This window comes from Legionella bononiensis (assembly GCF_016786215.1).
GTDB classification, from domain to species: domain Bacteria; phylum Pseudomonadota; class Gammaproteobacteria; order Legionellales; family Legionellaceae; genus Legionella; species Legionella bononiensis.
In genome coordinates this window covers 1-25,477 of record NZ_JADOBG010000016.1, presented here as the reverse complement: position 1 = coordinate 25,477, position 25,477 = coordinate 1, and the positions used below count along the sequence as shown (strand labels likewise).

The following is a 25,477-nucleotide window of genomic DNA, read 5'->3' as shown; positions in this document are numbered from 1 at the left end:
GGAAAGACGTCATCCCGAATGAAACGAGGGATCTCCTGAATGTGGCAGGGATTCAAATAGATTGCCATTTAAAAGATAATCCCTCACGATATTCGTTCGGAATTGACGTTTTTCCCCCAATTTATTGGAATGCTACGCCTTCACGAATTAACTGAATGATCTTTAATAAAAAAAGCAAGAATGGTTACTAGCAATAATGAAATAGGAAGTATGGATAAAGCAACCTGATAATCTTCCACGGTATATATATGTTCACCACCTACTATGCCACTGTCGCCAAAAGTATCCAGCAATTTACCCACTAAAGGTTGAAATACAACTCCACCTAAAGTAACGATCATGTTGGTTGCGGCAAATACTGTTCCAGATAATTTAGCTCCACTGCATTCTTTTGCCATAATGAAGACAATGATTTCTGTAGCGCTAAACACACCGTATAAAAACAATAAGATATTTAAACTCAGATAAGATAATCCAGGACAATAGAGCACCAGACTAATGCAAATCAAAGATAAAATTGCACCGATAACCAATGGTAAAACCCGTCTGCCAGTGCTGTCTGATAAATAACCGGCTATAGGAGCACCAACCGCCCAACCCAGGAATACAGCAGATACTGTCTTAGCCGCTTCAACTTTGGTTAAATGATGCGCTTGTTCCAAATAGGTTTTACCCCACAATTCACCGAAAACCGATAACGAGGTATAGAGACATGCCCCTACAAAACCAATTAACCAAACCTCAGGAGACATTAACACTTTTAGTACGTTATGAAAAAACTCAGGTAAAGGATATTTGTTGGGCTGGAACCCTTCGGGACCATCTCTAACAACAAAAAACATGAGTAGGCTTAGTGCTGAACCAATAACAGCGATCAATATTAAAACATGTTCCCAACCCATGCTCATCGACCATTCGGTTATTTTTACTTCGCCGTATACTAAACCTAGCATACCCAACGTAGTAATTAATCCTGCGACTAGTGAGAAATATCGTCTTGGCAACCAATGTAAGGTCAGGGATAAAACACCCACAAAAGCAAACGACGATCCAAAGCCTACCAGAAATCGGCCACATCCTACTAAAAACATGGACGAAGTCAGTGTGAACATCCAAGAACCCAAAGTACAACAAAGGCAAGCAAAGGTTAACAACCTTCTGGGTCCAAATCTGTCCATCAACATCCCTACTGGCATCTGCATTGGCGAATAAGCAAAGTAATACAATGCTGAAATCTGACCAAAAGTAGTTGCAGAAATATGTCCCAGAGCAGTACTCAACTCAGTCTGTAGGGCTCCTGGAATAATCCGGAGTATAAACTCATAGCAGTAAAATATAGCTCCGACGAAACAGACCAGAATACCGAACATCATTTGTCTTCTATTAATCATTTTATTTGTGAGCATGAGCGTGCGTTTCTTTTAAAAAGAAGGTCAATATGGCCGCAATTAGTATGCCTAAAGGTATAATAGACAATGCAAATTGATAGTCATCCACTGTGTACATCTTCTGTAAATTATCTACTGCTACTCCTGCAATGGCAGCATCCCCAACATGAGCTGATAAACTAAAGTCCAACAGATGTCCTACTAAAGGCTGCAACAACATTGCTCCTAACATCACAATCATGTTAGTTACTGCCATTGCTGTACCTGCGGCTTCTCCGGGACTTAATTCCCTGCCCACTGCAAATACAATAGCTTGAGAACTGTATAACAAACCCAATAAAAACATCAAAGATTGTATGTTTGATTCATTTAATCCGGGAAGATACAGAATCATCATCATAACAATTGCTGCGCCGCCAGCGCCTATCAGCATTGGAAATTTTCGACGATATAGTTTGTCAGAAATATACCCCATTAATGGTGCGCCCAGAATAAACCCTAAAAAGAGTAATGAATTGGCCAGACCAGCTCCCTGAGCGGATAACCCATGCGCATGTCTTAAATAAGGGATACCCCAGAGTTCTGCAAAAACCGTCGTAGGAAGATAAACCAAGCATCCATACATCCCATTGACCCAAATTTGTTTATTCCTGATAATTATTCCCAGATCGATCATGCCTTTCTTAAGGCTGGGAACAGTTCCACTGTTTCTATGATGGCCTTTTCTATCATGAATCCCAAACCATAATACAAACGTCAGCGCGATACCGAATATAGCGGTAACGTTTAGTGTCTTAATCCAACCCATCTGCTCTACGAATATTTCAAGAAAATTATCACCCAGCATGGCTCCTATGGGACCAAGTGCTGAAGTCATACCCGAAACCATTGCCAGCCTGTTTTCTGGTAACCAAATCGTGGCAAGTTTCAATACTCCCACAAAAGCAAAGGCCGAACCAAATCCAACTAAAAATCGGCCAAACGCAGCCACCCAAAATATTGAAGTACCTGTAAACAAGAAAGTGCCAATGACACAGATCAAACAAGCAAAGGTTAATAAGCGTTTGGGACCATATCTATCCAGCATTACTCCTACAGGCAATTGCATGGGCACATAGGCAAAATAATATACGGAAGAAAGCAGACCGAATCCTGAAGCGGATAAATTAAAATGACCACGTAATGAATGTTCCATGACACTGGGGGCTATGCGCAATAAATATTCATAGCTGTAAAATACAGCACCTAGTCCACAAATAAGCCATCCAATGATTGCGTAATTATTACGGTTTTCTGAATGCAAAGTTATCTCCTTAACGATCGGGTTAAGCAAGAGCACACACCTCTAGTAAAAGAGGTAACCTGTGACTCTTTTTACTTTAAATTATTTATTTGACTCACACCACTGGCAATTGCAGCTTTCGCAACAGCAGCAGGAACCCTCTCTTTCAAACGAGGATCTATAGGCTTAGGAATGATGTAGTCAGGACCAAACTCCCAATTTGTAACTCCGGGGTAATTATCCTTCACTACCTGAGGAACCGCTTCATGCACCAGTTGACGAATTGCTTCAACTGCCGCAATTTGCATTGCTTGATTAATACACGTAGCACGTACATCTAACGCGCCGCGAAATATATAAGGAAAACATAACACATTATTAACCTGATTTGGATAGTCACTTCGTCCTGTGGCTATTACCAGATCATTACGTACCTGATGAGCATGCTCTGGTCTGATTTCAGGATCAGGATTCGATAGAGCAAAAATAACAGGGTTTGGAGCCATTAAATTTAATAAATCTGCATTTAATAAATCAGGCTTGGCTACTCCGATAAATACATCAGCATCTGCAAGAGCATCTTCCAATGTGCGACAATGCGTCGTTTGCGCAAATGCGGATTTATACGCATTTAAATCTTCGCGACCGGAATGGATCACTCCTTTAGTATCCAGAAGCAGCATATTTCTCTTGTCAGCACCTAAAGCTACAAGCAGACGCATGGATGCAATTCCGGCAGCTCCTGCGCCAATACAGACAATTTTAACATCTGATAATTGTTTTTTTTGCAACTCAAGAGCATTGAGGAGACCTGCAGCAACAACTATAGCTGTGCCGTGCTGATCATCATGAAACACTGGAATATTAAGTTGCTCTATCAATGCTTGTTCGATTTCAAAACACTCTGGTGCCTTTATGTCTTCCAGATTGATGCCACCAAAAGTTGGTGATATTCGTTTGGTAGTTTCTATAAATGTTTGTGAATCATCTGCATCAATCTCAATATCAAACACATCAAGATTTGCAAACTGTTTAAATAATACGGCCTTACCCTCCATTACTGGTTTACTGGCCAGAGGACCGACATCTCCCAGACCAAGTACTGCAGTACCATTTGTAATGACAGCAATCAGATTGCCTTTATTAGTATAACGATAGGCATCCTCAGGTGTTTCTTCAATAGCTAACACCGGTGCAGCCACACCGGGCGTATAAGCCAGGGATAAATCATCCTGGGAATTAGTTGGTTTTGTAACGTGTACACCAAGTTTTCCTGGAACAGGAAATTCATGATAGTCCAACGCACGCTGCTTTAATACGTCATTATTCAAAGTGCTTCTCTCTATATCAGACCACACGAAATAAAAATTTCATCTAAAAAAATGAAACAGGGTCTATTGCTAATTCACTTGTTTAATTATCCACAAACCTCTGCGTACTGCAGCTTTTGCGTGGTACGTAGAAGTTATAGAGAAATTGTAAACATACCCTGGTTATTTACTAAAAAGGCACATCAATACTGTGCCTTTTCAAACTAACTTAACAACAAACTACTTATATTATTCTTTTGATGTTGCTTGCGCTGAACGCATATTATAACGATCACGGAATTTCTGAACACGACCTCCGGTATCGACTAATTTTTGTTTACCAGTATAAAAAGGATGGCATTGTGAACATACTTCAATGCTCAGATCTTTACATAAGGTTGAACGGGTCTCAAATACTTCACCGCAACTGCAAGTAACTTTAACTGTTTTATAATCAGGATGAACAGATGCTTTCATAATACCACTCTCTTATAGTTCTAAATGAATATCGCCACCTGGACTCTCTGCCAAGCACCATACTCTACACAAATGACGCAAAACAATAGCAGAAATGAATTTATAAATCAATTTATTCTGGAAGCATCACTTTAAAGGGATAGCACACCAATTTAAATTCATTGCGCCTGTTTTTCAGCCTTTTTATTTATTCATAAGGATATGAATAATACAGATATCAGGATCAAAAACAATCTAAACAATAGCACAAAGTGTTGTTATTTTGCAACACAAGATTGTTTTTGGTACAATTCTGATTTTTTGGAGAGACTATGAACTACTTTAAAACCGTATCAATTGCTTTTTTTTGCTTACTAAGTACCAGTGTTTTCGCTAATGACGTCTATACTAAAGTACCCCAAATTGCTTCTGAATCAGCAGTTAATTCATTAGATGGTGGTTTACAATTTATTTATAATAAATCGAATAAAACGGTAATTATTGAACTTGGTGATTTTTTTCCAACACCTTATAAACTGGCACCAGGAGAATCTACAATCGCGCTAGTGAGTAGTAACAGACAAGCCATCACCATTCGTTCCGCAGAATAAATTCTGGGTGCAATTTAATGCACCCTGCCAACTATAATTCTAAAAACGCAATTGAATCTACTCTGTTTTTTAGAATTATAATTCCAGCTCCACCCAAACTGGAGCATGATCTGAAGGTCGTTCTGCTTTTCTTGGTTCTTTATCAATTCTGGATTGCCTGCACAATTGATTTAATTCATGGCTCAACAATACATGATCAATGCGTAATCCACGATTTCTTCTAAATCCGGCAGCCCGATAGTCCCACCAGCTGAACACGTTCTCTTCCTGTTCAAAATTTCTAAAACTATCATGCAATCCGGAGGCTAACAGTTCTGCAAATGCCCGTCGTTCCGCAGGACTGACCAACACGCATCCCTCCCACTCAACTGGATCATGGACGTCTCTATCTTCTGGTGCAATATTAAAGTCGCCAACTACGGCCATTTTAGGATATTGAAGCAATTGCTGTTGAATAAACGAAGTCACTTTCTGTAACCAGCCGAGTTTATATTGATATTTATCAGAAGTAAGCTCTGCCCCATTGGGAACATATAAATTAATTAACCTAAGTTCACCAATAGTAACAGCCAGAATTCTTCTTTGAGGATCTTCCAGACCGGGTATATCAGTCATCACTTCGGTAATAGGTTGACGGCTTACTACAGCGACTCCGTTGTAGGTTTTCTGTCCTGAAAAAACGACATGGTAGCCTTTTTCAATAAAGGCGGCTGCAGGAAAATTCTCATCAATTAATTTGGTTTCCTGCATGGCAAGAACATCCGTTTGAGTTGACTCAAGCCAATCCAAAACTTGTTCCAACCTGACTTTCAAAGAATTAACATTCCAACTTGCCAATTTAAACACACCAATCCCCCTTGTATTCAATCATTAAAGGAGCATGATCCGATAACCGGGCTTCCCGAAAAATTCGACTGTCAATGACATGTTCTGTGAGTCCTGGAGTAATAACTTGATAATCAATTCTCCACCCTACATTTTTTTCCCATGCTCGACTACGATAAGACCACCAGGTATATTGTTCTTCTTCCTGATTATGAACTCGAAATGCGTCAATAAACCCCATAGTTCCAAATAGTTCATCCATCCAGGCACGCTCTTCTGGCAAAAATCCTGAATTTTTTTGATTTCCCCGCCAGTTTTTTAAATCGATTTTCTTATGAGCTATATTGTAATCCCCACAAATAATTAATTCTCGTCCTTCATTTTTTAAATTGATTAAATGCGAAGCGAACTTCTCCAGAAAATCATATTTAACTTCCTGTCGCCCATCCCCGCTGGTACCCGAAGGCAAATAAAGAGAAATAACACTTAATTTGGGGTAATCAAATTGAATGTATCGCCCTTCATTATCACAATAGTCAAACCCCATACCTTTAATAATGCGATTCGGTTTTTTCCTGGCATAGATCGCTACACCGCTATAACCTTTCTTTTGGGCATCAAAATAATCACAAAAATAATCTCTCGGATAATAGAGTTCTTCGGGTAATAACTGATCGACTTGTGCTTTTGTTTCCTGGATGCAGACAAAATCAGCATCTTGTCCAGCAAGCCACTCATAAAATCCGTTACGTGCTGAAGCACGAATACCATTCGCATTAAAACTGATTACCTTCATACTGTTTTTCACTCCTAATCGCCATAATGTAATTCCCTTCACTTACATCAAAATAAGACCCAGCCCCTAAAGTTCAAAACGAATTCTTAATTCAAAAATTTGAACAATCAGGGTGTAATGACAATCATCAAATGATACTTAACTTCGCGGGAAGTTTTAATCGAAATGGTCAACACACCCTGGTGAGTTCACTTCTTTTCGATATTTAAAGCAACTCGCCCCAATCGTTCACCCAAATGACGTGCCAAGGTGATTTCATCCTGGCTCACCGGATGATCATTTGCGACGCCAGAGACATGCGTCACCCCATAAGGAGTTCCGCCTGTAACTGTATTATTCAATGCGGGCTCAGTATAAGGAACTCCCAAAATTAACATACCATGATGCATTAGAGGCAGCATCATGGAAATCAGAGTGCTTTCCTGTCCCCCATGCATGCTGGCAGAAGAAGAAAACACACAAGCGGGTTTGTCTACCAAGTCACCAGCCAACCATAAAGCAGAAGTTCCATCCAGAAAATACTTTAAAGGAGCGGCCATATTGCCAAAACGAGTAGGACTACCCAAAGCCAGGCCATGACAATGCCGTAAATCATCCAAAGTAGCATAAGGAGCCCCACTGTCAGGGATCGGCTTATCAGTTGCTTCACAAGTAGTAGAAACGGGAGGAACGGTACGTAATCTGGCTTCAATTCCAGCCACACTCTCAACACCCCGAGCAATGTATTGCGCCAATTGAGCAGTAGAACCTGTTCGGGAATAATATAAAACCAGGATATAGGGTTCTGACATTGAGTAACTCCGCAGGATTTTTGTTCACGAAGTATATAGCAGGTAGAAAAGCTACGCGAGAACATTTACCGTTCCCAGAAAACAAAAAAGACTCTGCAGGTTGGTTAACCTGCAGAGTCAAAAACGGTTTAGTGTCCCATTACCAGTACATTAGCGGCAAGCATATGATTTATAAGCTCAGCGGAATCTGATGTTCCATAAACAGAGACCACATCAACACCACTTAATACTATTGTTTCTGGTGACGCATTAAAATGAGCGCCTCCAGTTGGATCAGTTTTGATCACCGTATCTGTTTGATTCGTTGCCTCATTACGAACTGTGCTAATTTGCAACAAGCTATCCAAAGAATTGGAACTTAGAGTAGAATCTTTAAACAGATCAGTTAAATCCAAAGTACTTTTATCTCCGGAAGCATCTCCTCCGTTACCTAATTTAAAATCAGTTATGGTATCAATTGCAGGTTCATTGCCAATATCGGCTTTATCAAAAACGAAGATATCGTTTCCACCGCCGCCTGTCATCGTGTCATTACCCATGCCACCACGAATCACATCATCTCCGGTACCACCAATAATCGTATCATCACCTTTACCACCATAAAGATGATCATTACCTTCATTACCAAAGATCAGATCATTGCCATCTCCACCATAAATGAAGTCGTTTCCAGTACTGCCATGAAGTTCCAAACCGCCCATTGATGAGGACAGATCGTGAGTGATTTCATTGGTGTTAACCTCATGAGCGATCACGCCTTCATCCCCAGAATTCAAATCAGTTAATGTATTGACCTGTTGATCATCCACAGGTTGTTGATAATCAATAGGATTAGCTGCATAAAGATCATGAGTTGAAATAAAATTATTCACAACAGTATCAATTTCATGAACAAAATCATTGGTGTAATTGTGTTCCGCATCAACTATTGGAATTCCTGAGGAGGTATTCATCCATTGATTAACTACATCTGTATATTGGGCATTAAAGTCTTTCAGTTCATCATAAGTAATGATTGAACTACTGAAAGCAAGAATAATAACGCTGATATCACTTAACACATGAGAAGGCAAATAACCGTTCATATAGGATTCGAGCGTTTGAGCATAGCTTCCTTGAGTAAGATGCTGTACTTCACTGATTGCGGCAAGTGCATTCTCTCCTGGAACCAGTGTATCAATACTGGTTTGCAATGCCCGTTGACTGGCAGCCATAAAGTCAATGACATCCTGATTGACCAGATCGCCCAAATCAAGATGCGAAGCAATATTCTGCAAAAAGGCTTTATCAGTGAAATCAGCAACAACACCTTCAGGGAGATCAAGTAAAGCCTTGCTGATCGCATCAAATACGGAGAAGGAAACATGACCTTCATCAGTAGAATAACGAATTGCAGCAATTTCCGCGAACTGAACAGCAGCAGTCATTACTGAAGCATTTTGAGCAAGAATTTCATTGGTACCCGTAATTGGATTGAGACTAATTAACTCAGTGCCTTCTGGTAATCCCAAATGAGCTACGATATTGGCATTCGCTGTTTTATAATCAAATCCTGATTCCAACTGAGCCTGCAAGAGGCTGGTAAGCGGTGAAACAACTGCTGATCCTACCGGGCCAAAGAGATTAATGTCATAACTCAGACCTGTATCAATATCAAAGCCGCCTGTTTGGACTGCTCGAGCTTCGCCCAATGTATATTGACCATCACCATTTACATCCAGTTTGGTCAGATCCAATACCCATTCGACATGACCGTATTGATCAGTAATACCAAGACGCTCACCCGCATCTTCCTGATTATTTGCATTAATATCCAGATAAAGGATAGCACCCACAATAGTTCCATCAATAGTGGCAGTTCCACCACTGACAACAACCCCAGTTAGCTGGTTATCTCCAGAGTCGTTCAAAGTAGCGCCATTTGACAAAGTCACTTTAAAGTACTCAGTAGGAGCACCTCCGGAATAATTTACGATAATAATATAGGTATTGGATACTGGCGTAGAAACTGCCACCCCTATAATATTAGTGCCTTTTATCACTATAGAATCTACATTAACCGTAAAATCAGTAACTGTATCTATTGGAGCTGCTGCTGCACTGGCGCCACCTTGTCCTTTAAGCAGAACAACCTGATCATTACCTGTTCCAGTGGTAATGGTATCATTTCCTAATCCACCGATGATCACATCATTACCACTACCAGCATTGAGTATGTCATTGCCCTCTTTACCTTCCAGCCATTCATCAGCGCTGGTACCCGTAATGGTCTCAGGAGCATAGGCACCAATGATATCCAGTTGAACTGTAGTTGTTTGTAATGCTGAATCCGCATTACTGGACTCCGTAGCGCTTATACTGGCTGTTATAGCATTGATCTGTGCGGCTGTTAGTGCTGTTGTTGATGTTATTCTAATGTCATGTCCAGGAATTACCGTCGCAGAACTCGCACTTACTGGAATGGATGTATTGGTCACTGTATCGAATAAAGTAACCCCTGCAGGTATGCCTTTTAATGATATATTACCAAGTGTCTCACTGCCATCAACATCCTTGAGGTACGCCTCAGTCTGTAAGATATATTGATAAATGGAAGGCTGATTAATATTAATATTATCCCATCGAACTTCTGAATCATTATCATAAGAATACAGCCCTAAAGTATTTAAGGCGGGAGCAGCAACTGCTGCGCCACTTATACTACCGTAAAGATAATCTAAATTTGCCACAACGCTAGGATCACTTGTATCTACTGCGGAAATAGAAATACCAAGATTACTGACATTAATCACTACATTAAACCAATCATCAGCATTAAAAGTAGTTCTTGCCAAATCAATAGGTACACCATTTACGATTTGAACCAAGGATAATTCTTGATATTGACCTGGATGCATATTAAAGAAAACGCCATTCGGAGAATATTCAATACTTGGATTTTCCCAACGAACCAAAAAATAATTCGAAGAATTTTGATAGCCAAAAACAAGACCAATTCCATTTACTCGCGGTGAATTTGCATCAGCAAACATGTCAGCAGAAATTACATAATTTGTTAAAGCACGTTCAGCAACAGACAGCTGACTGCTATTTAACAATAGAATACCTTGGGCATCATCGGAAAGGTCATTAGTGTTATAAACAATAGCTCCACCTGATTTACTCCATCTGTTATTAAAGTTAGTAACCTCTGTGGCATTAGTACCTGTTTCACCTGCCCATGAAATATCATTGAACAAAGCAGCTTCAGTGGATGTTTTGCCATTTCCACCTTGTATTTCAGCAAAAGTATTGCTGAATAAAGCAACTTTACTCCAATTACTAAAATTATTTTCATTATTATTGCTATCAAAATTTGCGGCAATAACTTCTGTACCAGCTACCAATGTAGGCAGGCTTAGATGAGCATAAATTACCGGCGCGTCTGCAACTGCCGTTACGTTGACGGTCATAACATTAGAAGTTGGATCCAAATCAATACCACCATTGGCTGTACCACCACTGTCCTGAACCTGGAATCCAAAAGTAACTGAACCATGAAGATCACTAGCTGGAGTAAATACCAACAAACCCGCAGCTATATCAGTTGCTAATATAGTTTGACCTACAGTTACCGCAACGCCGTTTAAAGTCAATGAGCCAGTAGCAGGCAAGGAAGTAATTTTTACAGCTTGTAACGTATTTGCTGGACTGTCAGAAGAATCTGTAAATGCAAAATTGCTAGTAGTAAATACTTTAGCAGTATCTTCCAAGGTAGTTACACTAGAATTTGTGTTGGTTGGGGCGTCATTAACCGGATTCACTGTCAGGTTCACCGTAGCGGTTTCAGTCACTCCACCAGAAGTTACCGTATAGGTAAAGCTGGTACTGCCGTTGTAATTGGCGGTTGGGGTAAAGCTTAAGGTGCCGTCGGCATTCAAAAGCACCGTGCCATTGGCCACACCCACTGTGCCGCCCACGGCAATGGCTGTTCCATTAATCGCGGTGATGGTATGGCCTGCGTTTTCAAAGGTATCATTGGCATTGACGTCAAGATTAGCCACTGTGTCTTCATTGAAGGTAGCTGTATCATTGACAATATCGGCCACAGGGGTAACCGTGATGGCGATGCTGTCCGTATCGCTTAAGGTTCCGTCACTGGTGACTACCGTTAAGCTGTCAGAGCCATTGTAATCCGCAACAGGAGTGTAGCTTAAACCATCCAAAGCCGCGGTAATTGCAGCAGGAGATCCCGTTAAGGTCACACTGCCCGTACCGTTATTCGTAATGGTAACCCCTGCTGTTGCCAGTGCCGTTAAGCTGCCGTGTGCCACAGAAATCGTGGTGGTCACAGAAGCGCTGTCAATATCAGTCAGGCTGATGGCATTGCCATTAGCAGTGCTAAAGACCTGAGCTGTGGCGCCAACCAGAGTCAGATTACCCGTGCCATTATTGCTGATGGTAACTCCTGCAGCTGCTGCAGCAGCCACGCCAGCGGCTGAAATAGATAACGTGCCATGAATCACAGAAACTGTTGTGGTAACCGAAGCACTGTCAATATCAGTCAGGCTGATGGCATTGCCATTGGCCGTACTGAATACCAGGGCAACGTCTTCATTGATGTTTTGAGCTACTGGTACCGTATTTATCGGCGCATCATTAACTGGGGTAACATTAATAGTCAGGGTATTAGGAGTTGGATCGAGATCCACACCACCATTCAAAGTTCCCCCACTGTCCTGAACCTGGAAAGTAAAGGTAATAGCACCATTCATATTGGTCGCAGGTATAAATACCAGTGAACCCGCATTAATATCCGCAGCGCTAATAATTTGTCCAGCAGTTACTGCGGCCCCATGTAAGAAAAGAGTTCCTTCAAGAGGTAATGTGTTAATTTTTACCGCTTGAAGACTGTCAGCAGGATTATCATTAGGATCAGTGAAACCAAAATCAGTCGTTTTAATAACTACAGGTGTATCTTCCGTAGTCGTTACATTTTTATCAGTACCTTCTGGCGCATCATTAACTGAGCGAATGTTCAAGGAAAAAGTAGTACTGTTTTCCATAGTACCATCAGACATCGTATAAGTTGTAGTGGGTATCGGACCATTGTAATTAGGTGAAGGAGTAAAGCTAAAGTCTCCATTAGCTTTAATAGCTAATTCACCTTTACCATTAATCGTAACGGTCTGTCCTGCTTGATATACAGTAGGATCACCCTCTAGTCTAAAGGTCGTAATGAATATGGGATCGCCTTCAGGATCTTTATCATTAGTTAATAGATTACCTGTCAATGTGTTATCTTCAAGGACGACACTATTTTCTGGCATTGCATTGGGAGCATCATTTGTGCCATGAATATTGACTGTTATCGTTTGTGTAGTGCCATCTACCGCAACAGCATCAAAGGTCACAACTCGTACTTCACCTTCTCTAAGTGCATCAACAATGGGACTTTTACCATGTAGTTCATAGCTCCAATTTCCGGAAGCATCCATAGTAAATGTACCTAATGGCCCGATTTTCCCACCTGGAACAAAGCCATCAACACTTGTTATTTGAGCTGAAAATTTTGGTGCTCCGGGTATTGAGTTATTTAAACCGCCTGGTTCAGTGACATCTCCAAGAAAAATTCCACTAATGACTGATGGGGGGATAACGATATCGGGTATAACAACTGTATCAGTGGGGGCTGATGTCACAGCTTCTTCTATAGTTTCTGAAATTGGTCTGAATACGATTCCTTGAGGATCCAGTTCTGATCTGTAATTATCAAATGATAGAGGTAGGGTATTGTATCCGGAGAAGACCAGTCCTGAGCCATACATAGGATCCAAATAAAAAGATTCGCTGCCTGATCCTAACACCTCAACACCAGCTGCAGTAGCTCCAAGAATATCAAGAACCAGAGAGGGATCTATGCCTTTTGCCAGTGCTTCCTGAATGATTTCCTCATTGGCGTTTAAGGCTCCAAATTTTAATGCCGGGGAAATTCCATCAAGAGGAAAAGGTTTATTCAAAGCCAATGCTTCCGGGAATCCTTGAATAAATTGGATATATGCCTCACCACTTAATAATGTAAGAATATCGCCTTGATGCAGTGGAGCACCTGACTTAACGATATGCGCTTCTCCATGCGCATTGACTTTTTCAAGTATTCCATTTAGAGCTCTTACAACACCGATGACTGCTTGAGTTAACATCTTCTGTCCCCATCAAATTGTAACTACCCAAGTTAATCATAGGACAAATATTAGGCATATTGATCAATATATTGTAACAAAACCGTTAAAATTTGAATCATCATGGATCAGTTCAAAAGTACCATTATAAGGTGTTTCATATTAACGAATTTGATATACATTTTAGCGTGGTTGATGCATTTACAGCCTATAGAATCACTAATTGTAAAATTAATGAATATCAATTTATTCCTAAATTATTAATTACAAGTATGTAAAGGAACTTTGATTTCGAGGAGGTTTATTACCGGAACTACTTTTTTAAATAATCCGTGGGAACTACTAACAATTGTCCCTCCGAGAGAAGATATATTCTCCCCGCTTACTCGACTGGTATCAGAAAAAACTTTAGAACGACTAACTGGAATATGATAAATAACGCATTTTCTGCTAGCATATTCAACATCATATAAAAAAGCATTGCAGACAACCTGCATAAATAAGAGATTAAGCTAAATAGAACAAGTACTATGAAAAAAAATCCCAAAAGAATATTAAGCTGGAAAGAGCGATTAATTTATCGATATTATGCTTGCGATCGGTTTATACGTTTCGTTATTCAACATTTTATTCAGGATGAATGTGCTTATATCGCATCCGCTTTATCGTTCACAACACTACTTGCCATTGTGCCATTGATGTCTGTGGGTCTGGCAATATTCTCTACCTTCCCTATTTTTCAAAATTTGGCAGATCCTGTGCAGAACTTCATCTTTGATAATTTTGTTCCTGCTACGGGGAAGGTAGTGCAAACCTATTTACAACAATTTGCTTCCCAAGTATCTAAATTGTCAATTTGGGGCATTGCTTTTCTGATTATTACCGCTCTGCTGGTCATGTTTACCATTGAACGGGCATTGAATAAAATTTGGCGCGTCACTTCATCACGTCATGGTGTACCCGCGTTCTTGATTTATTGGGCGATTATTTCATTGGCACCAGTCATTTTAGGATTGAGTCTGGCAGCCAGTTCTTATTTATTTTCCATGCCGATGTTCGTCGAACATCAACCGCCATTTATCCTCTTGCATTACTCACCAATAATTCTTTCCCTGATAGGGTTCACTTTTTTATATATTATCGTTCCCAATTGTCCGGTTAATATAATGCATGCCTTTTGGGGTGGTTTAGTGGCAGCAATTTTATTTGAATCGGCAAAACAGGCCTTTGCCTATTATTTGATTCGGTTTAATACTTACGAATTGCTTTATGGCGCTTTTGCTACAGTACCTATATTTTTTATCTGGGTATACTGGGTTTGGCTCATCACACTGTTAGGAGCAGAAATCAGTTATGCGTTTTCTGTCCATCATCAACGACGAGACGGAAAATCCCTGGATGGATTTTCACACGCACTACTCTGGTTGCACCAACTTTGGGTAGCTCAACAGAATGGCAAGGGTCTGAGTTTTAACGAATTGGTCGATGCCAGCAGTCAGCCGTTTACAGTAGACGTTGATGAAATGATAAATGCCCTCATTCATCTCGAACTGATCCATGCGACAGCAGAAGGTCATTACATGCTAAGCAGAGATCTGAGTCATATTACCTTATACGATTTGACTCAACTGTTACCTTATCGCCTCCCTACTCACATGGAACTTGACTATTCAAAATCATCTCTGGCAGAACAATGGCGTGCTGCATTCAGGAAAAATGATGAGGATTTGCAAAAATCTCTAAACATTAATTTAGAAGAATTGTTTAACAAAAGTGTCAATTAAAGAGTAATGGGTATTATTTAGTAAACGATGCATTGGCAACTAATGCATCGGTTTCTATAAATTCATAAGATAATCTGAATTGCTTGATTAAAGCCAGAACCTCAGGAACAAATACATAAACCTCGGGTATTTTATTAGGTCCTTTACCGTACACATAATCCAAGTAATCCTGCTCTATGAATGAGAGTCTCAGTAAAAAATTTAATGGACACGTTTGATTGCTTTTGCCATTTTCAAAGCGTTGTAAAATATTAGCCATGATCCAATAAATAAATTTCTCATCCGCCTCTATTGCAGGAACTTTAGAACAGGCGGATCGAACAGAGGAATAGGAATTATCGGTAAATTCAGTTAATAGTCCTAATTTATAAAAGGCTTTATTAATATCCTCATAGCCGTAACGAATAAACAGCTTTCTCATAGCATAATCAATTCTGTCTAAAGTACCATAATCTTCACGTATGGCGGTTTTGATCAATTTCTTCCATTTGGGCATTTCATCGCTAATCTGCGAAAAACTTTTGATTTCAACTTGCAAATCTTTAGATAAAACATAAGTTGGGTTGGTAATGAGTAATTTTGCCAATCTAAAAATACGGACAGGATCGTGTTCAAACGCGCTGCCAGGCTCTTTAATACTGGATATTATTTTTTTATTTCTTAAGTTCATCGCGTTACCGAAACTAAAAATCAAAAAATTAATTTCGGTAGTTATCTCACAATATAACGCATTTAAATTAAAATCGCGTTTTTCAAAATCAGCATTCAATAGATGCTGAACTGATTCCTTCAGCTGATTTTCATTTACGGTAAAATCCAAGGTAATACCATTACCCATATCGCAAAATATAATGGGATACTTCGTGCTTCTAATTTCTGTATATAACTGTCTGCTGTGGAGAAAATCGTTAACCAAGGACATACTTATATTAATAATCAATATGTCGTAATCATTAGGCTTAATCCCATCCAGAATATTTGAAGTAGCTGCGCCGGTTAAAAAGAATCTTGCTTCTGGAAATTGAGTTCTTAACTCGTCCAACAACTGCATCATCGGCAGTGGAAATTGGTTCCTGTTAAGATATTGAACATTAAGTGCCGCCCTCTGAGATAAAGGAACGAAGAATGCTGGGGATTGACTCATTAAGGAAGCTGATTTAGCTGCCGCAATATCCGTTGAATAGGTGGTTACTACAGCCTGTTCAGCAGATAAAGGCTTCTGTTGTTCAATAGTTTGACATTCAGTCAGGGGAACAGATTCAATAACTGGTGTTATCTTTTGAACTGGCGTTAATTTGACTATTGGCTTTAATAATAAAGTAGTATCGTGTTGAGCACTTAATTTGTCAACTGGATGTGCTACTTGAGTTGTTTCAGGGTTTGCGTGAGCACCAGAGATGTTTTTTGTTCCACTGCCTTGTTTTGAATCATGTTCCGTTATCGAATGTTCTGAGAGTACAGACAGATTCACCACAGCAGATCTTGAAGCTGGTTTAGTCGTTTTTTTATTCTTTGTTTTCGCTTTGGTTTTCGATACTGATTCAGCTGCTGAAATCGATTGTGTTCCTGCATGTCCTTTAGACGATTGTTGGATAACTGGCGCTGTTTTTTGCTTCGCTCTGGCCGTTAAAGCTCCTTCTGTATGGGAGGTAGCCTGAGGCTTGGCTTTTCCGGTACTAATGTCTGAATTAACTGATTCTGTTTGTCCTGTCGTCATGTGTTCCATTGATGAAACGTTATGATTTACTACTTCATTCCGACTGCCAAAATAATAATTAAATAAAGTGCCAAAATAATTTATAACTTGTGACAAAAAGCCAAACATCTGTTTTTTCCTCAATTTCCACTTACAACGCATTCTTTATTCGAATAAATTTCTCCTTTTTATAGTTAATTCCTTGAATCTTCTTTTTTAAATAAACCTGAGTGGTGTGAGCGAAGAGTGAATATTTATTAATTCAGTTCATCGGCTAATGAGTAACGTTGCATACTGAACCAAACTCTAAAGAGCGCATATTATACATAATAATTAATTAATGTACAATGCGGTGAATTAAAAGTAAGAAGTGTGTGTCGTTCACCAATAATAAATCAAGATAGTCTATTCCGATGACAGGTCAATTACTGATTTAATCGATTAAATCAGTTTGAGTTGAAGTCCAATATCGTTACATATTGCATCTGCTATTAACTATGCTACGCTCTCCATTTGGATTTTCACGTTCATATTTAGTCGAAGATTCAATTTCCATAATCACATGATCATTCGTTTTCTCTGTAGTTAATTCTTCTTTTAGCGTCGCATGTTCAGACAGTATCTGCTCAGCACTCTGTGTTTTTAGTGAATTTAAATAATCCAGTAATCGGTTAATGGCCTTTAATCGGGCATCAATTCCTTTTAAATTTTCCGCAGATTGTTCGTATTTGGACTTAAAAAATGAAACTACCGTACCGGTAGCTGATAATTCAACTTTATTCAATATTCTATTTTTCATTAAGGAGAGATCATTTTCAAGATGGTGTAAATAGCTATTGTTTGTAAAATGGTTGTATTTAAAAGCAGTAAGAACGCTTAAAAAACCATTTACTCTAGCCCAGGTGCAATTTTGACAAGCAATTTTAAAAGTCTCAACTAATGTTGATAATTCTAGATGGTTATAGTCTGGTATAAGCTTGTTAAGATTGACACTGTCTGTAAACAAGTCATTAAATAATGTTAAATAAATTTCAACCAAATTCTTTGCTCTTAAACTCGGAGACTCCAGCATTTTGGTCCAGATGGATCTCACATCGCCCAGAATTCGAGTATCATTTAAAGTCTTTTTGGGATTTACGCCACCAATCATCCAATACAATAGAAACTCATAAGCCTTATCACCGTCGAATCGTTGGAAACCAATGGATATTGAGTACATATCTTTTCTATCTAAAAAATCAGTGAGTGATTTATATGCGGCGGTTTGTTGTTCTGAAAGGAGTGAATCACTATTTAAGATAAAGATGATTCTCATACAGGTTGATACTTTTACAACATCGCAATTTTTTTCAATTAAGGATAGAGGATCTTGCTCCCCTCGAGGTTTAGAATAATTATATAAATGCAGAACAACTAATTTATTAAGGTTAAATTGAGGCATAAATTGCACTAATTAAACAACGTGTAAAACAAATAATACATAAATAAGCCATGGTGGACAATAACAAAAACCCTGGATCATAACTTTTTCGTTAAATAATATTAAAGTCATGATCCAAAAGTCGTTATTCCAACCATTAAAGAATATAGCGAGCTAAATCCTCATCCGCGACCAACTGACCAAGATTTTTATCCACATAGGCTCTGTCTACATGAACAGATTCTCCTGATTTATCAGTTGCCTCAAATGAGACCACTTCTAACAAACGCTCCATCACTGTATACAATCGACGCGCGCCAATGTTTTCCATACGCTCATTAACTTGCCAAGCTACCTCGGCAATACGACGAATACCGGTTTCATCGAATGTCAGGGTTAAACCTTCGGTTTCCATCAAAGCAGCGTATTGCAGAGTCAATGAAGAACTCGGCTCAGTCAGAATGCGAACAAAATCCTCAACAGTCAGTGCCGATAATTCCACTCGAATGGGTAAGCGTCCTTGTAATTCAGCAATTAAATCTGAAGGTTTGGCAACATGGAACGCCCCAGAGGCAATAAATAAAATGTGATCTGATTTTACCATACCGTATTTAGTGGATACGGTAGTCCCTTCAACCAATGGAAGTAAGTCACGTTGAACTCCTTCGCGTGAGACATCCCCACCACCCCCTTCGGAACGTTTGGCCACTTTATCTAATTCATCAATAAAGACGATTCCGTTCTGCTCAACACTTTCTATTGCTCTAACCTTAATGTCTTCTTCATTAATCAGTTTTGCAGCTTCTTCTTCACGCAATATTTTCATCGCCTTGGCAATAGTCATTTTACGTGTTTTAGTACGATGACTGCCGACTTGTTGAAACATGGATTGCAGTTGACTGGTCATTTCTTCCATACCAGGAGGCGCCATTATTTCAATGCCAACGGGAGCGACGGCAAGATCTATTTCAATTTCATTATCATTAAGAGTACCTTCTCTTAATTGCTTGCGGAATACCTGTCTTGCCGTGGTGTCTCGTTCCCCAGGAGTCAATGTGCCGCGCGCTGGTGGCAACAACACATCCAGAACACGCTCTTCAGCAGCATCTTCAGCCAAATGTTCCACTTTCTTCATAGCAGATTCACGTTCCTGCTTAATCGCTATATCTGTTAGATCACGAAGGATGGAATCAACATCACGCCCCACATAGCCCACTTCAGTAAATTTGGTTGCTTCAACCTTGATAAAAGGAGCTTGAGCCAATTTTGCCAGACGTCGGGCAATTTCTGTTTTACCTACGCCAGTTGGACCAATCATCAAAATATTCTTAGGCATTATTTCACTGCGTAAAACAGGATCTTTAATCTTCATTCGACGCCAGCGATTACGCAAAGCAATAGCTACCGCTCTCTTTGCATCATCCTGACCTATAATATGTTTATCAAGTTCCTGAACGATTTCTCTTGGAGTCATTACTACACTATTATTTGCTGTCATTATTCAATTCTTCTATGGTTAAATTATTATTGGTATAAATACAAATGTCACCAGCAATAGTTAATGCTTTACGCACTATATCTACAGCGGATAATTTAGTATTTTCCATCAATGCTCTTGCTGCCGCCTGGGCAAAAGGACCACCGGAACCTATAGCGATTAAACTTTCTTCAGGTTCTATAACATCGCCGTTACCAGTGATAATTAAAGAGGATTTACTGTCTGCTACGGCGAGGACTGCTTCTAGTCGTCTTAACATTCGGTCGGTTCGCCAGTCTTTAGCCAATTCAACTGCTGCTCTGACCAAATGACCTTGATGCATTTCCAACTTGCTTTCAAAACGTTCAAAGAGAGTGAATGCATCAGCAGTACCCCCTGCAAATCCGGCAATTACTTTATCTTTATATAATCGCCTTACTTTGCGGGCATTGCCCTTCATTACAGTATTACCTAAAGTAACCTGACCATCACCACCGATAACAACCTGATTACCACGTCGTACGGATAGTATTGTTGTCCCACGAAATTGTTCCAAAATTAAATCCTCACATCATGCAGAAAATCTACACATGGGGATGATAATTAAAAATTCAATGGGAATGAGGTTAAAAAAATGAAATGCCATGAGACAAAGGTTCAATTTCAAGATGTTCTGCAAGACTTTGTCCAATATCCGCAAAACTATCGCGTCGGCCAATAAAGCTACCAGTTAACTTGGGACCATAGGCTAAAACAGGAATATGTTCACGCGTATGATCTGAGCCTGGAAAAGTAGGATCGCATCCATGATCTGCTGCGATAATCACAATATCGTCTGGATTCAACAATGAAGACAATTCGGGTAATCGGGCATCAAACTGTTCCAGGGCATGCGCATAACCGGCAACATCGCGTCTATGTCCGTAGGAGGAATCAAAATCAACGAAATTAGTAAAAATCAAACTGCCTTGAGGAGCAGTCTTCATGGCCTTGAGAGTTGCGTCAAATAAAGCCATATTGCCATCGGCTTTAATTTCTTGAGTTACACCTTGGTGAGCATAAATATCGGCAATTTTTCCTATTGAAATAACCTCTCTACCCGCATCGTTCAGAAAATCCAGTAAGGTTTTTTCAGGAGGTAAAGTAGCATAATCCTTACGATTTGCAGTGCGCTTAAAGGATCCCGGCTTACCAATAAAAGGTCTGGCAATCACTCGCCCAATCTGATACTCATCCACTAGATCTCGAGCAATGTCACAAATATCATACAGGCGTTGTAAACCGAACGATTCCTCATGTGCTGCTATTTGAAAAACGCTGTCAGCAGAAGTATATACTATCGGTTTACCCGTACGGATATGTTCTTCTCCCAACTCATCGAGTATGGTGGTTCCAGAAGCATGTTTTTCCCCTAAAACCCCGGGTATTCCTGCTTGTTTTATAAAAGAATCAATCAGTTTTTTTTGAAAACAATGAGGCTTGTCAGGAAAATAACCCCATTCAAAAGATACAGGAACACCGGCTAGTTCCCAATGTCCACTTGGAGTATCCTTCCCTAAACTTTGCTCAACAGCATAGCCATAATAGCCTTCAGGCTCAGTCATCGTCGCCAAATCCACAAACTGCAATCCAGAACTGGCTACCGCAGCATGATAAAGTCCCAGCCTGGCCAAATTTGGTAACTTTAAAGGTCCTTGACGAACACCGTTAATATCGCCAGAGCCACGTTCACAGGCTTCATGAATATGAACAAAAGTATTGGCACCTTCATCACCATAACGCGATGCGTCCAGGCTGGCGCCTATACCAAAGGAATCCATCAATAAGATACAAACTCGTCCTGTCACTATTTATACTCGGCTTGATTACAGTTAGTTTCTTTCAATCCAAATAATAACAGAAAAGCGATCGCTAATCCCGCAGGCAATATAATAGCTGCATGTTGATAGGCTTCTAACAGGTAGACAGGCACTCCATTAATCAGGTGCATACCGCCATAATTCGTTAAAAGGGAACTAAACAGGTTTTGATATACGAGGTAACCACCCTGGGTCAGTATGGAAATAACACTTACAGCAGTTGCGGTCATCATGGGGGAACTGCTTTCAGCCACCAGAGCATAACTGATAACTTGAGCGGATGTAAAAAACCCAAGAAGGAAAAACAAGACTGCCATAGTATTTAAAGAAACAGGAAGATACAGTACAGCCAATAAAGTCAACATCGACGCAAGTACACCTACTTTCATCGGAAGAATCCGCAATCCTACTCTATCAGATAGCCAGCCAACCAAAGGCGCGCCGACAATTGCCCCAAAAAACAACATACCATTAACCATAGAGGCCTGTTCTGGACTAACACTCAAACGTTGCTCCAGATATAAGGTACCCATCATGGCACCAAATACTGCAATCGCCATGTTCATCAGACTGGTATAAAGCGCGGCACGTAAATATTGAGGATTCAAATAGGCTTGTCTTGCAGCAGCAAAAATTTTAATGGGTTGTCCTTCTTTTTTGATAGCAACTTGTGGTCTTTCTTTTATCCAAAAAAACATAACGACCAACATGGCAAATCCAAGTATTCCAACGTCTTGAACGGCCTGACGCCATCCTACATAAGCTACCAGTTTAGTTAATGGATATTGAGCCAGCATTCCGCCAGTCATTGCCATAGTGACTATAGCTCCGGTTACCAAAGCCATCCGTTTTGGAGGAAACCAGTGAGAAGCCAATCGAACAGGCCCCAGAAAACAAAACGCGCTTCCAATGCCCGTTATAAATCGACAAAATAAAGCCACATAAAAAGAATGTGAATAGGCAAGAATAAAAGTACTGACTACACAAAGCAGCATTGCTATAAGAATGGTATTTTTAATAGAAAATCTATCAAGTATCATTCCTGCTATGAATAGAAAAAGTACATTTGATAAATAATAAATGCTGGATAAATAGGCCATTTTATCAGCCTGAATATGATAATCCTGCATGATGTTCGCTGCTATCGAAGCAAACATATTTCCTTGAATAAACTCATAGAAGAAAAACAGAGTTGCGGCAAAGCATACAATCCAGGGTAATAAAGATGATCTCATATCATCATATCCTCTAAACTCATCCACGATCTGCATTATTACTCCTCTACGTTATTATCGTTTGCAGTATGTTTCACGGGTCATTAATACAGCAATTAAAGCCGCAATGGCCGCTATGGGGAACATCCACATGGCAAATTGAAAATCTGCAACCGTATATTCAGTGACTGTTGTGCCCGCATGGTGTGACATAAGCCAGCCAAACAATACCTGTCCAACACCACCTCCGCCCATAATAATCACAGAGGCAATTCCGGTTGCTGCGCCTGTATTTTCAGATTGATTGCTTTCAGCAACCAGAGGATAAGAGATGACCTGGGTGCTGGTAAAAAATCCCAGAGCAAAAAAGATAATACCAAGAAGGGTTTGAGAAAGGACAACATGCATAAATAATGGAATAACCGTAAACAAAGTCGCAACTGCCCCAACAATCATCAAAGGCTTGCGACGTCCTTGTGAATCAGATAGCCAGCCAACCAACGGGCAGCCAATAACACTACCCATAAAGATTAAACTCACAACATTACTGGCTGCGATGTCAGGCAGATGATGTACTACTTGAAGATAACTGGCTCCCCACAATGCACACAAAACCATAATGGGTAAATTAAGCAGTGAAGTAAATAATCCGGCCAACCAGTTTTGTCGATTAGACAATGCCTTGATAAAACTGGATAGAACTTCTCCCTGATTGGTACGAACTCGAACTGGTGAATCTGTTGGTTTGTCCTGAACAACACAATAAATCCAGATTAATAAAACCGCCCCAACCGCTCCATCAATTAATAAAGCACGCCGCCATCCAAACAGTTCATAAAGATAAGCGAAAGGAGTATGAGCCATCATTCCGCCTATAAAGGCCATAGTCACTAATGAACCGATAACCAGTGCTTGTCTGCGCGGGGGGAACCAGTGAGAAACTAATACGACACAGGAGAGAAAACAAAACGCGTTACCAATACCGGAAAGGAAATGAAAAAAGGAGGCAAGAAGAAATGAGTCAGTCGTCGCAAAACCAACAGTTCCAACCACACAAACCAGCATGGCAGTCAGAATAACCCGACGTGTAGAAAAACGATCCAGGATAATACCGGCCGGTAACAGAAAGAGTATGTCAGCCCATAGATAGGCACTGGACATCCAGCTCAATTGGGTGGCATCAATGTGAAAATCTTCGCGTAAAGGTTGATTAATTACGTCAAAAATATTCAGTTGAAAAAACTCATAGAGAAAGAATAGGCCTGCAGATAAGCAGACGATCCAAGCCATTAAGTCACCACGAGGTACAAAAGTTCTCGAATCTACTGCGACAGAATGCGACACTGTTACTCCTTATCAAGGCCTAAAAGTTGCGGCAAATTATAACAAAACCTAAAGAGGATTGGTATCTTTATTGAACAATTTATTGTTAATCTCTAAAACTCCCGCTTCTTTACGTTTAAAATGCAACCTGCAGGTTGAGACATAAGACTCATTTCCACCAATTAAAACCTGTTCCCCTTCCACTACGGCGTTACCCTCAGCATCAATTCTCATGTTCATAATTGCTTTACGACCGCAATGACAAATGGTCTTTAACTCAATCAATTCATCTGCCCAGGCAAGTAAATATTGGCTTCCAGGAAATAACTCACCTCTAAAATCAGTTCTTAAACCATAGGCTAATACGGGTATGGACAATTTATCAGTAATTTCTGTTAATTGATGAACCTGTTGTCGGGTTAGAAATTGTGCTTCATCAATAAGCACACAGGCGTATTGTGCACCCAGCTGTTGTGATTCACAGGTAATTGCGTGCAGATCATCTGTTTCATTAAATGCAAAGGCCTGCTCTGATAACCCTATTCGAGAACTTATAGTCCCAAACTGATAACGAGTATCGATTAGGGGCGTGAATAACAACGTCTGCATTCCCCGCTCTCTATAGTTATGGCTGGATTGAAGCAATACGGTACTTTTACCCGCGTTCATCGCGGCATAATAGAAATATAATTTTGCCATGGAGTAGGTAATTAATCAGGGATGCGGCTACTTTACTATGACTTGATTGGAGAAACTACCACTAATGAAAATTAAATTGTGATTTCCTGCAATGGAATACGTCATCTCAAACGCAGTGAGAGATCTCCTGAAAACAGTAATGTGCCAGAACTTGGAGATCCTTCACTACGTTCAGGATGACGTGATACCCAAGGATGACACTATACCCAAGGAACACGTCATCCCGAGTGAAAACGAGGGATCTCCTGAATGTGGAACAGTGCCAGTATTTGGAGATCCTTCACTATGCTCAGGATGACGTGATACCCAAGGATGACGCTATACCCAAGGAACACGTCATCCCGAGTGACACGTCATCCCGAGTGAAAACGAGGGATCTCCTGAA

18 protein-coding genes are annotated in these 25,477 nt (G+C 40.1%); 2 read left to right on the top strand and 16 right to left on the bottom strand.

Annotation, left to right across the window (positions count from 1 at the left end; genetic code table 11):
- Window positions 1-140: 140 nt before the first annotated feature.
- The 4 genes from IZU94_RS10750 to rpmE form a co-directional block, all read right to left on the bottom strand.
- Entirely contained in the window at window positions 141-1,406 is a 1,266-nt protein-coding gene (locus IZU94_RS10750) for an MFS transporter (RefSeq protein ID WP_203110530.1), read from the bottom strand.
- Window positions 1,393-2,691: an MFS transporter gene (locus IZU94_RS10745; RefSeq protein ID WP_203110529.1), complete on the bottom strand. Its 1,299-nt coding sequence runs from the start codon at window positions 2,689-2,691 to the stop codon at window positions 1,393-1,395. Before IZU94_RS10745 ends, IZU94_RS10750 begins: the two co-directional genes overlap by 14 nt.
- Before the next feature lie 71 nt (window positions 2,692-2,762).
- A complete protein-coding gene (locus IZU94_RS10740) occupies window positions 2,763-4,001 on the bottom strand; it encodes a malic enzyme-like NAD(P)-binding protein (protein WP_203110528.1) in 1,239 nt (412 codons plus the stop codon).
- Window positions 4,002-4,229: 228 nt separating this feature from the next.
- Window positions 4,230-4,457 (bottom strand): 50S ribosomal protein L31, encoded by a 228-nt coding sequence (gene rpmE, locus IZU94_RS10735; RefSeq protein WP_203110527.1) that lies wholly within the window; start codon window positions 4,455-4,457, stop codon window positions 4,230-4,232.
- Window positions 4,458-4,768: 311 nt separating this feature from the next.
- On the opposite strand from rpmE, the gene IZU94_RS10730 reads away from it, so the two are divergent.
- Window positions 4,769-5,047 carry a hypothetical protein gene (locus tag IZU94_RS10730; RefSeq protein WP_203110526.1) on the top strand — a complete coding sequence of 93 codons (279 nt, stop codon included), beginning with the start codon at window positions 4,769-4,771 and terminating at the stop codon, window positions 5,045-5,047.
- Window positions 5,048-5,122: 75 nt separating this feature from the next.
- On the opposite strand, the gene xth is transcribed toward IZU94_RS10730, so the two are convergent.
- The 4 genes from xth to IZU94_RS10710 all read right to left on the bottom strand — a co-directional run bounded on the left by xth (window position 5,123) and on the right by IZU94_RS10710 (window position 13,641).
- Window positions 5,123-5,893, bottom strand: coding sequence for an exodeoxyribonuclease III (gene xth, locus IZU94_RS10725; protein WP_203110525.1), 771 nt, complete (start codon window positions 5,891-5,893; stop codon window positions 5,123-5,125).
- A complete protein-coding gene (locus IZU94_RS10720; protein WP_203110524.1) occupies window positions 5,886-6,668 on the bottom strand; it encodes an exodeoxyribonuclease III in 783 nt (260 codons plus the stop codon). Before IZU94_RS10720 ends, xth begins: the two co-directional genes overlap by 8 nt.
- A 188-nt stretch (window positions 6,669-6,856) precedes the next feature.
- On the bottom strand, window positions 6,857-7,459 hold the full coding sequence (wrbA, locus tag IZU94_RS10715; RefSeq protein ID WP_203110523.1) for an NAD(P)H:quinone oxidoreductase: 603 nt from the start codon (window positions 7,457-7,459) through the stop codon (window positions 6,857-6,859).
- 128 nt (window positions 7,460-7,587) lie between these two features.
- Complete coding sequence (locus tag IZU94_RS10710) at window positions 7,588-13,641, bottom strand: tandem-95 repeat protein (protein ID WP_203110522.1); 6,054 nt, start codon at window positions 13,639-13,641, stop codon at window positions 7,588-7,590.
- Between the two features lie 509 nt (window positions 13,642-14,150).
- Between IZU94_RS10710 and IZU94_RS10705 the strand changes: the two genes are divergently transcribed.
- Window positions 14,151-15,404 carry a YihY family inner membrane protein gene (locus IZU94_RS10705; protein ID WP_203110520.1) on the top strand — a complete coding sequence of 418 codons (1,254 nt, stop codon included), beginning with the start codon at window positions 14,151-14,153 and terminating at the stop codon, window positions 15,402-15,404.
- A 13-nt stretch (window positions 15,405-15,417) separates the two neighbouring features.
- Here IZU94_RS10705 and IZU94_RS10700 read toward each other — a convergent pair whose 3' ends face one another.
- The 8 genes from IZU94_RS10700 to IZU94_RS10665 all read right to left on the bottom strand — a co-directional run bounded on the left by IZU94_RS10700 (window position 15,418) and on the right by IZU94_RS10665 (window position 25,092).
- Window positions 15,418-17,229 carry a hypothetical protein gene (locus tag IZU94_RS10700; protein ID WP_203110518.1) on the bottom strand — a complete coding sequence of 604 codons (1,812 nt, stop codon included), beginning with the start codon at window positions 17,227-17,229 and terminating at the stop codon, window positions 15,418-15,420.
- A gap of 343 nt (window positions 17,230-17,572) precedes the next feature.
- On the bottom strand, window positions 17,573-18,541 hold the full coding sequence (locus tag IZU94_RS10695) for a hypothetical protein (RefSeq protein ID WP_203110516.1): 969 nt from the start codon (window positions 18,539-18,541) through the stop codon (window positions 17,573-17,575).
- Window positions 18,542-18,677: 136 nt separating this feature from the next.
- Window positions 18,678-20,018 carry an ATP-dependent protease ATPase subunit HslU gene (hslU, locus tag IZU94_RS10690; RefSeq protein ID WP_203110514.1) on the bottom strand — a complete coding sequence of 447 codons (1,341 nt, stop codon included), beginning with the start codon at window positions 20,016-20,018 and terminating at the stop codon, window positions 18,678-18,680.
- Window positions 20,005-20,553 (bottom strand): ATP-dependent protease subunit HslV, encoded by a 549-nt coding sequence (hslV, locus tag IZU94_RS10685; RefSeq protein WP_203110512.1) that lies wholly within the window; start codon window positions 20,551-20,553, stop codon window positions 20,005-20,007. The genes hslU and hslV overlap by 14 nt, the downstream gene beginning before the upstream one ends.
- A gap of 70 nt (window positions 20,554-20,623) precedes the next feature.
- Window positions 20,624-21,844, bottom strand: coding sequence for a phosphopentomutase (locus IZU94_RS10680; RefSeq protein WP_203110510.1), 1,221 nt, complete (start codon window positions 21,842-21,844; stop codon window positions 20,624-20,626).
- Window positions 21,844-23,127 (bottom strand): MFS transporter, encoded by a 1,284-nt coding sequence (locus IZU94_RS10675; protein WP_203110508.1) that lies wholly within the window; start codon window positions 23,125-23,127, stop codon window positions 21,844-21,846. The genes IZU94_RS10680 and IZU94_RS10675 overlap by 1 nt, the downstream gene beginning before the upstream one ends.
- An 18-nt stretch (window positions 23,128-23,145) precedes the next feature.
- Window positions 23,146-24,414 (bottom strand): MFS transporter, encoded by a 1,269-nt coding sequence (locus IZU94_RS10670; RefSeq protein WP_203110506.1) that lies wholly within the window; start codon window positions 24,412-24,414, stop codon window positions 23,146-23,148.
- 48 nt (window positions 24,415-24,462) lie between these two features.
- The gene (locus IZU94_RS10665) at window positions 24,463-25,092 is read right to left on the bottom strand and encodes a thymidine kinase (protein WP_203110504.1); all 630 of its coding nucleotides are present in this window, start codon (window positions 25,090-25,092) and stop codon (window positions 24,463-24,465) included.
- Window positions 25,093-25,477 lie beyond the last annotated feature (385 nt).

Coding starts and splice junctions, on each gene's coding strand:
- IZU94_RS10710 (WP_203110522.1), bottom strand. CDS start 13,641: ATGTTAACTCAAGCAGTCATCGGTGTTGTAAGAGCTCTAAATGGAATA.
- IZU94_RS10665 (WP_203110504.1), bottom strand. CDS start 25,092: ATGGCAAAATTATATTTCTATTATGCCGCGATGAACGCGGGTAAAAGT.
- IZU94_RS10730 (WP_203110526.1), top strand. CDS start 4,769: ATGAACTACTTTAAAACCGTATCAATTGCTTTTTTTTGCTTACTAAGT.
- rpmE (WP_203110527.1), bottom strand. CDS start 4,457: ATGAAAGCATCTGTTCATCCTGATTATAAAACAGTTAAAGTTACTTGC.
- IZU94_RS10695 (WP_203110516.1), bottom strand. CDS start 18,541: ATGCCTCAATTTAACCTTAATAAATTAGTTGTTCTGCATTTATATAAT.
- wrbA (WP_203110523.1), bottom strand. CDS start 7,459: ATGTCAGAACCCTATATCCTGGTTTTATATTATTCCCGAACAGGTTCT.
- IZU94_RS10675 (WP_203110508.1), bottom strand. CDS start 23,127: ATGCAGATCGTGGATGAGTTTAGAGGATATGATGATATGAGATCATCT.
- IZU94_RS10700 (WP_203110518.1), bottom strand. CDS start 17,229: ATGTTTGGCTTTTTGTCACAAGTTATAAATTATTTTGGCACTTTATTT.
- IZU94_RS10720 (WP_203110524.1), bottom strand. CDS start 6,668: ATGAAGGTAATCAGTTTTAATGCGAATGGTATTCGTGCTTCAGCACGT.
- IZU94_RS10750 (WP_203110530.1), bottom strand. CDS start 1,406: ATGCTCACAAATAAAATGATTAATAGAAGACAAATGATGTTCGGTATT.
- hslU (WP_203110514.1), bottom strand. CDS start 20,018: ATGACAGCAAATAATAGTGTAGTAATGACTCCAAGAGAAATCGTTCAG.
- IZU94_RS10705 (WP_203110520.1), top strand. CDS start 14,151: ATGAAAAAAAATCCCAAAAGAATATTAAGCTGGAAAGAGCGATTAATT.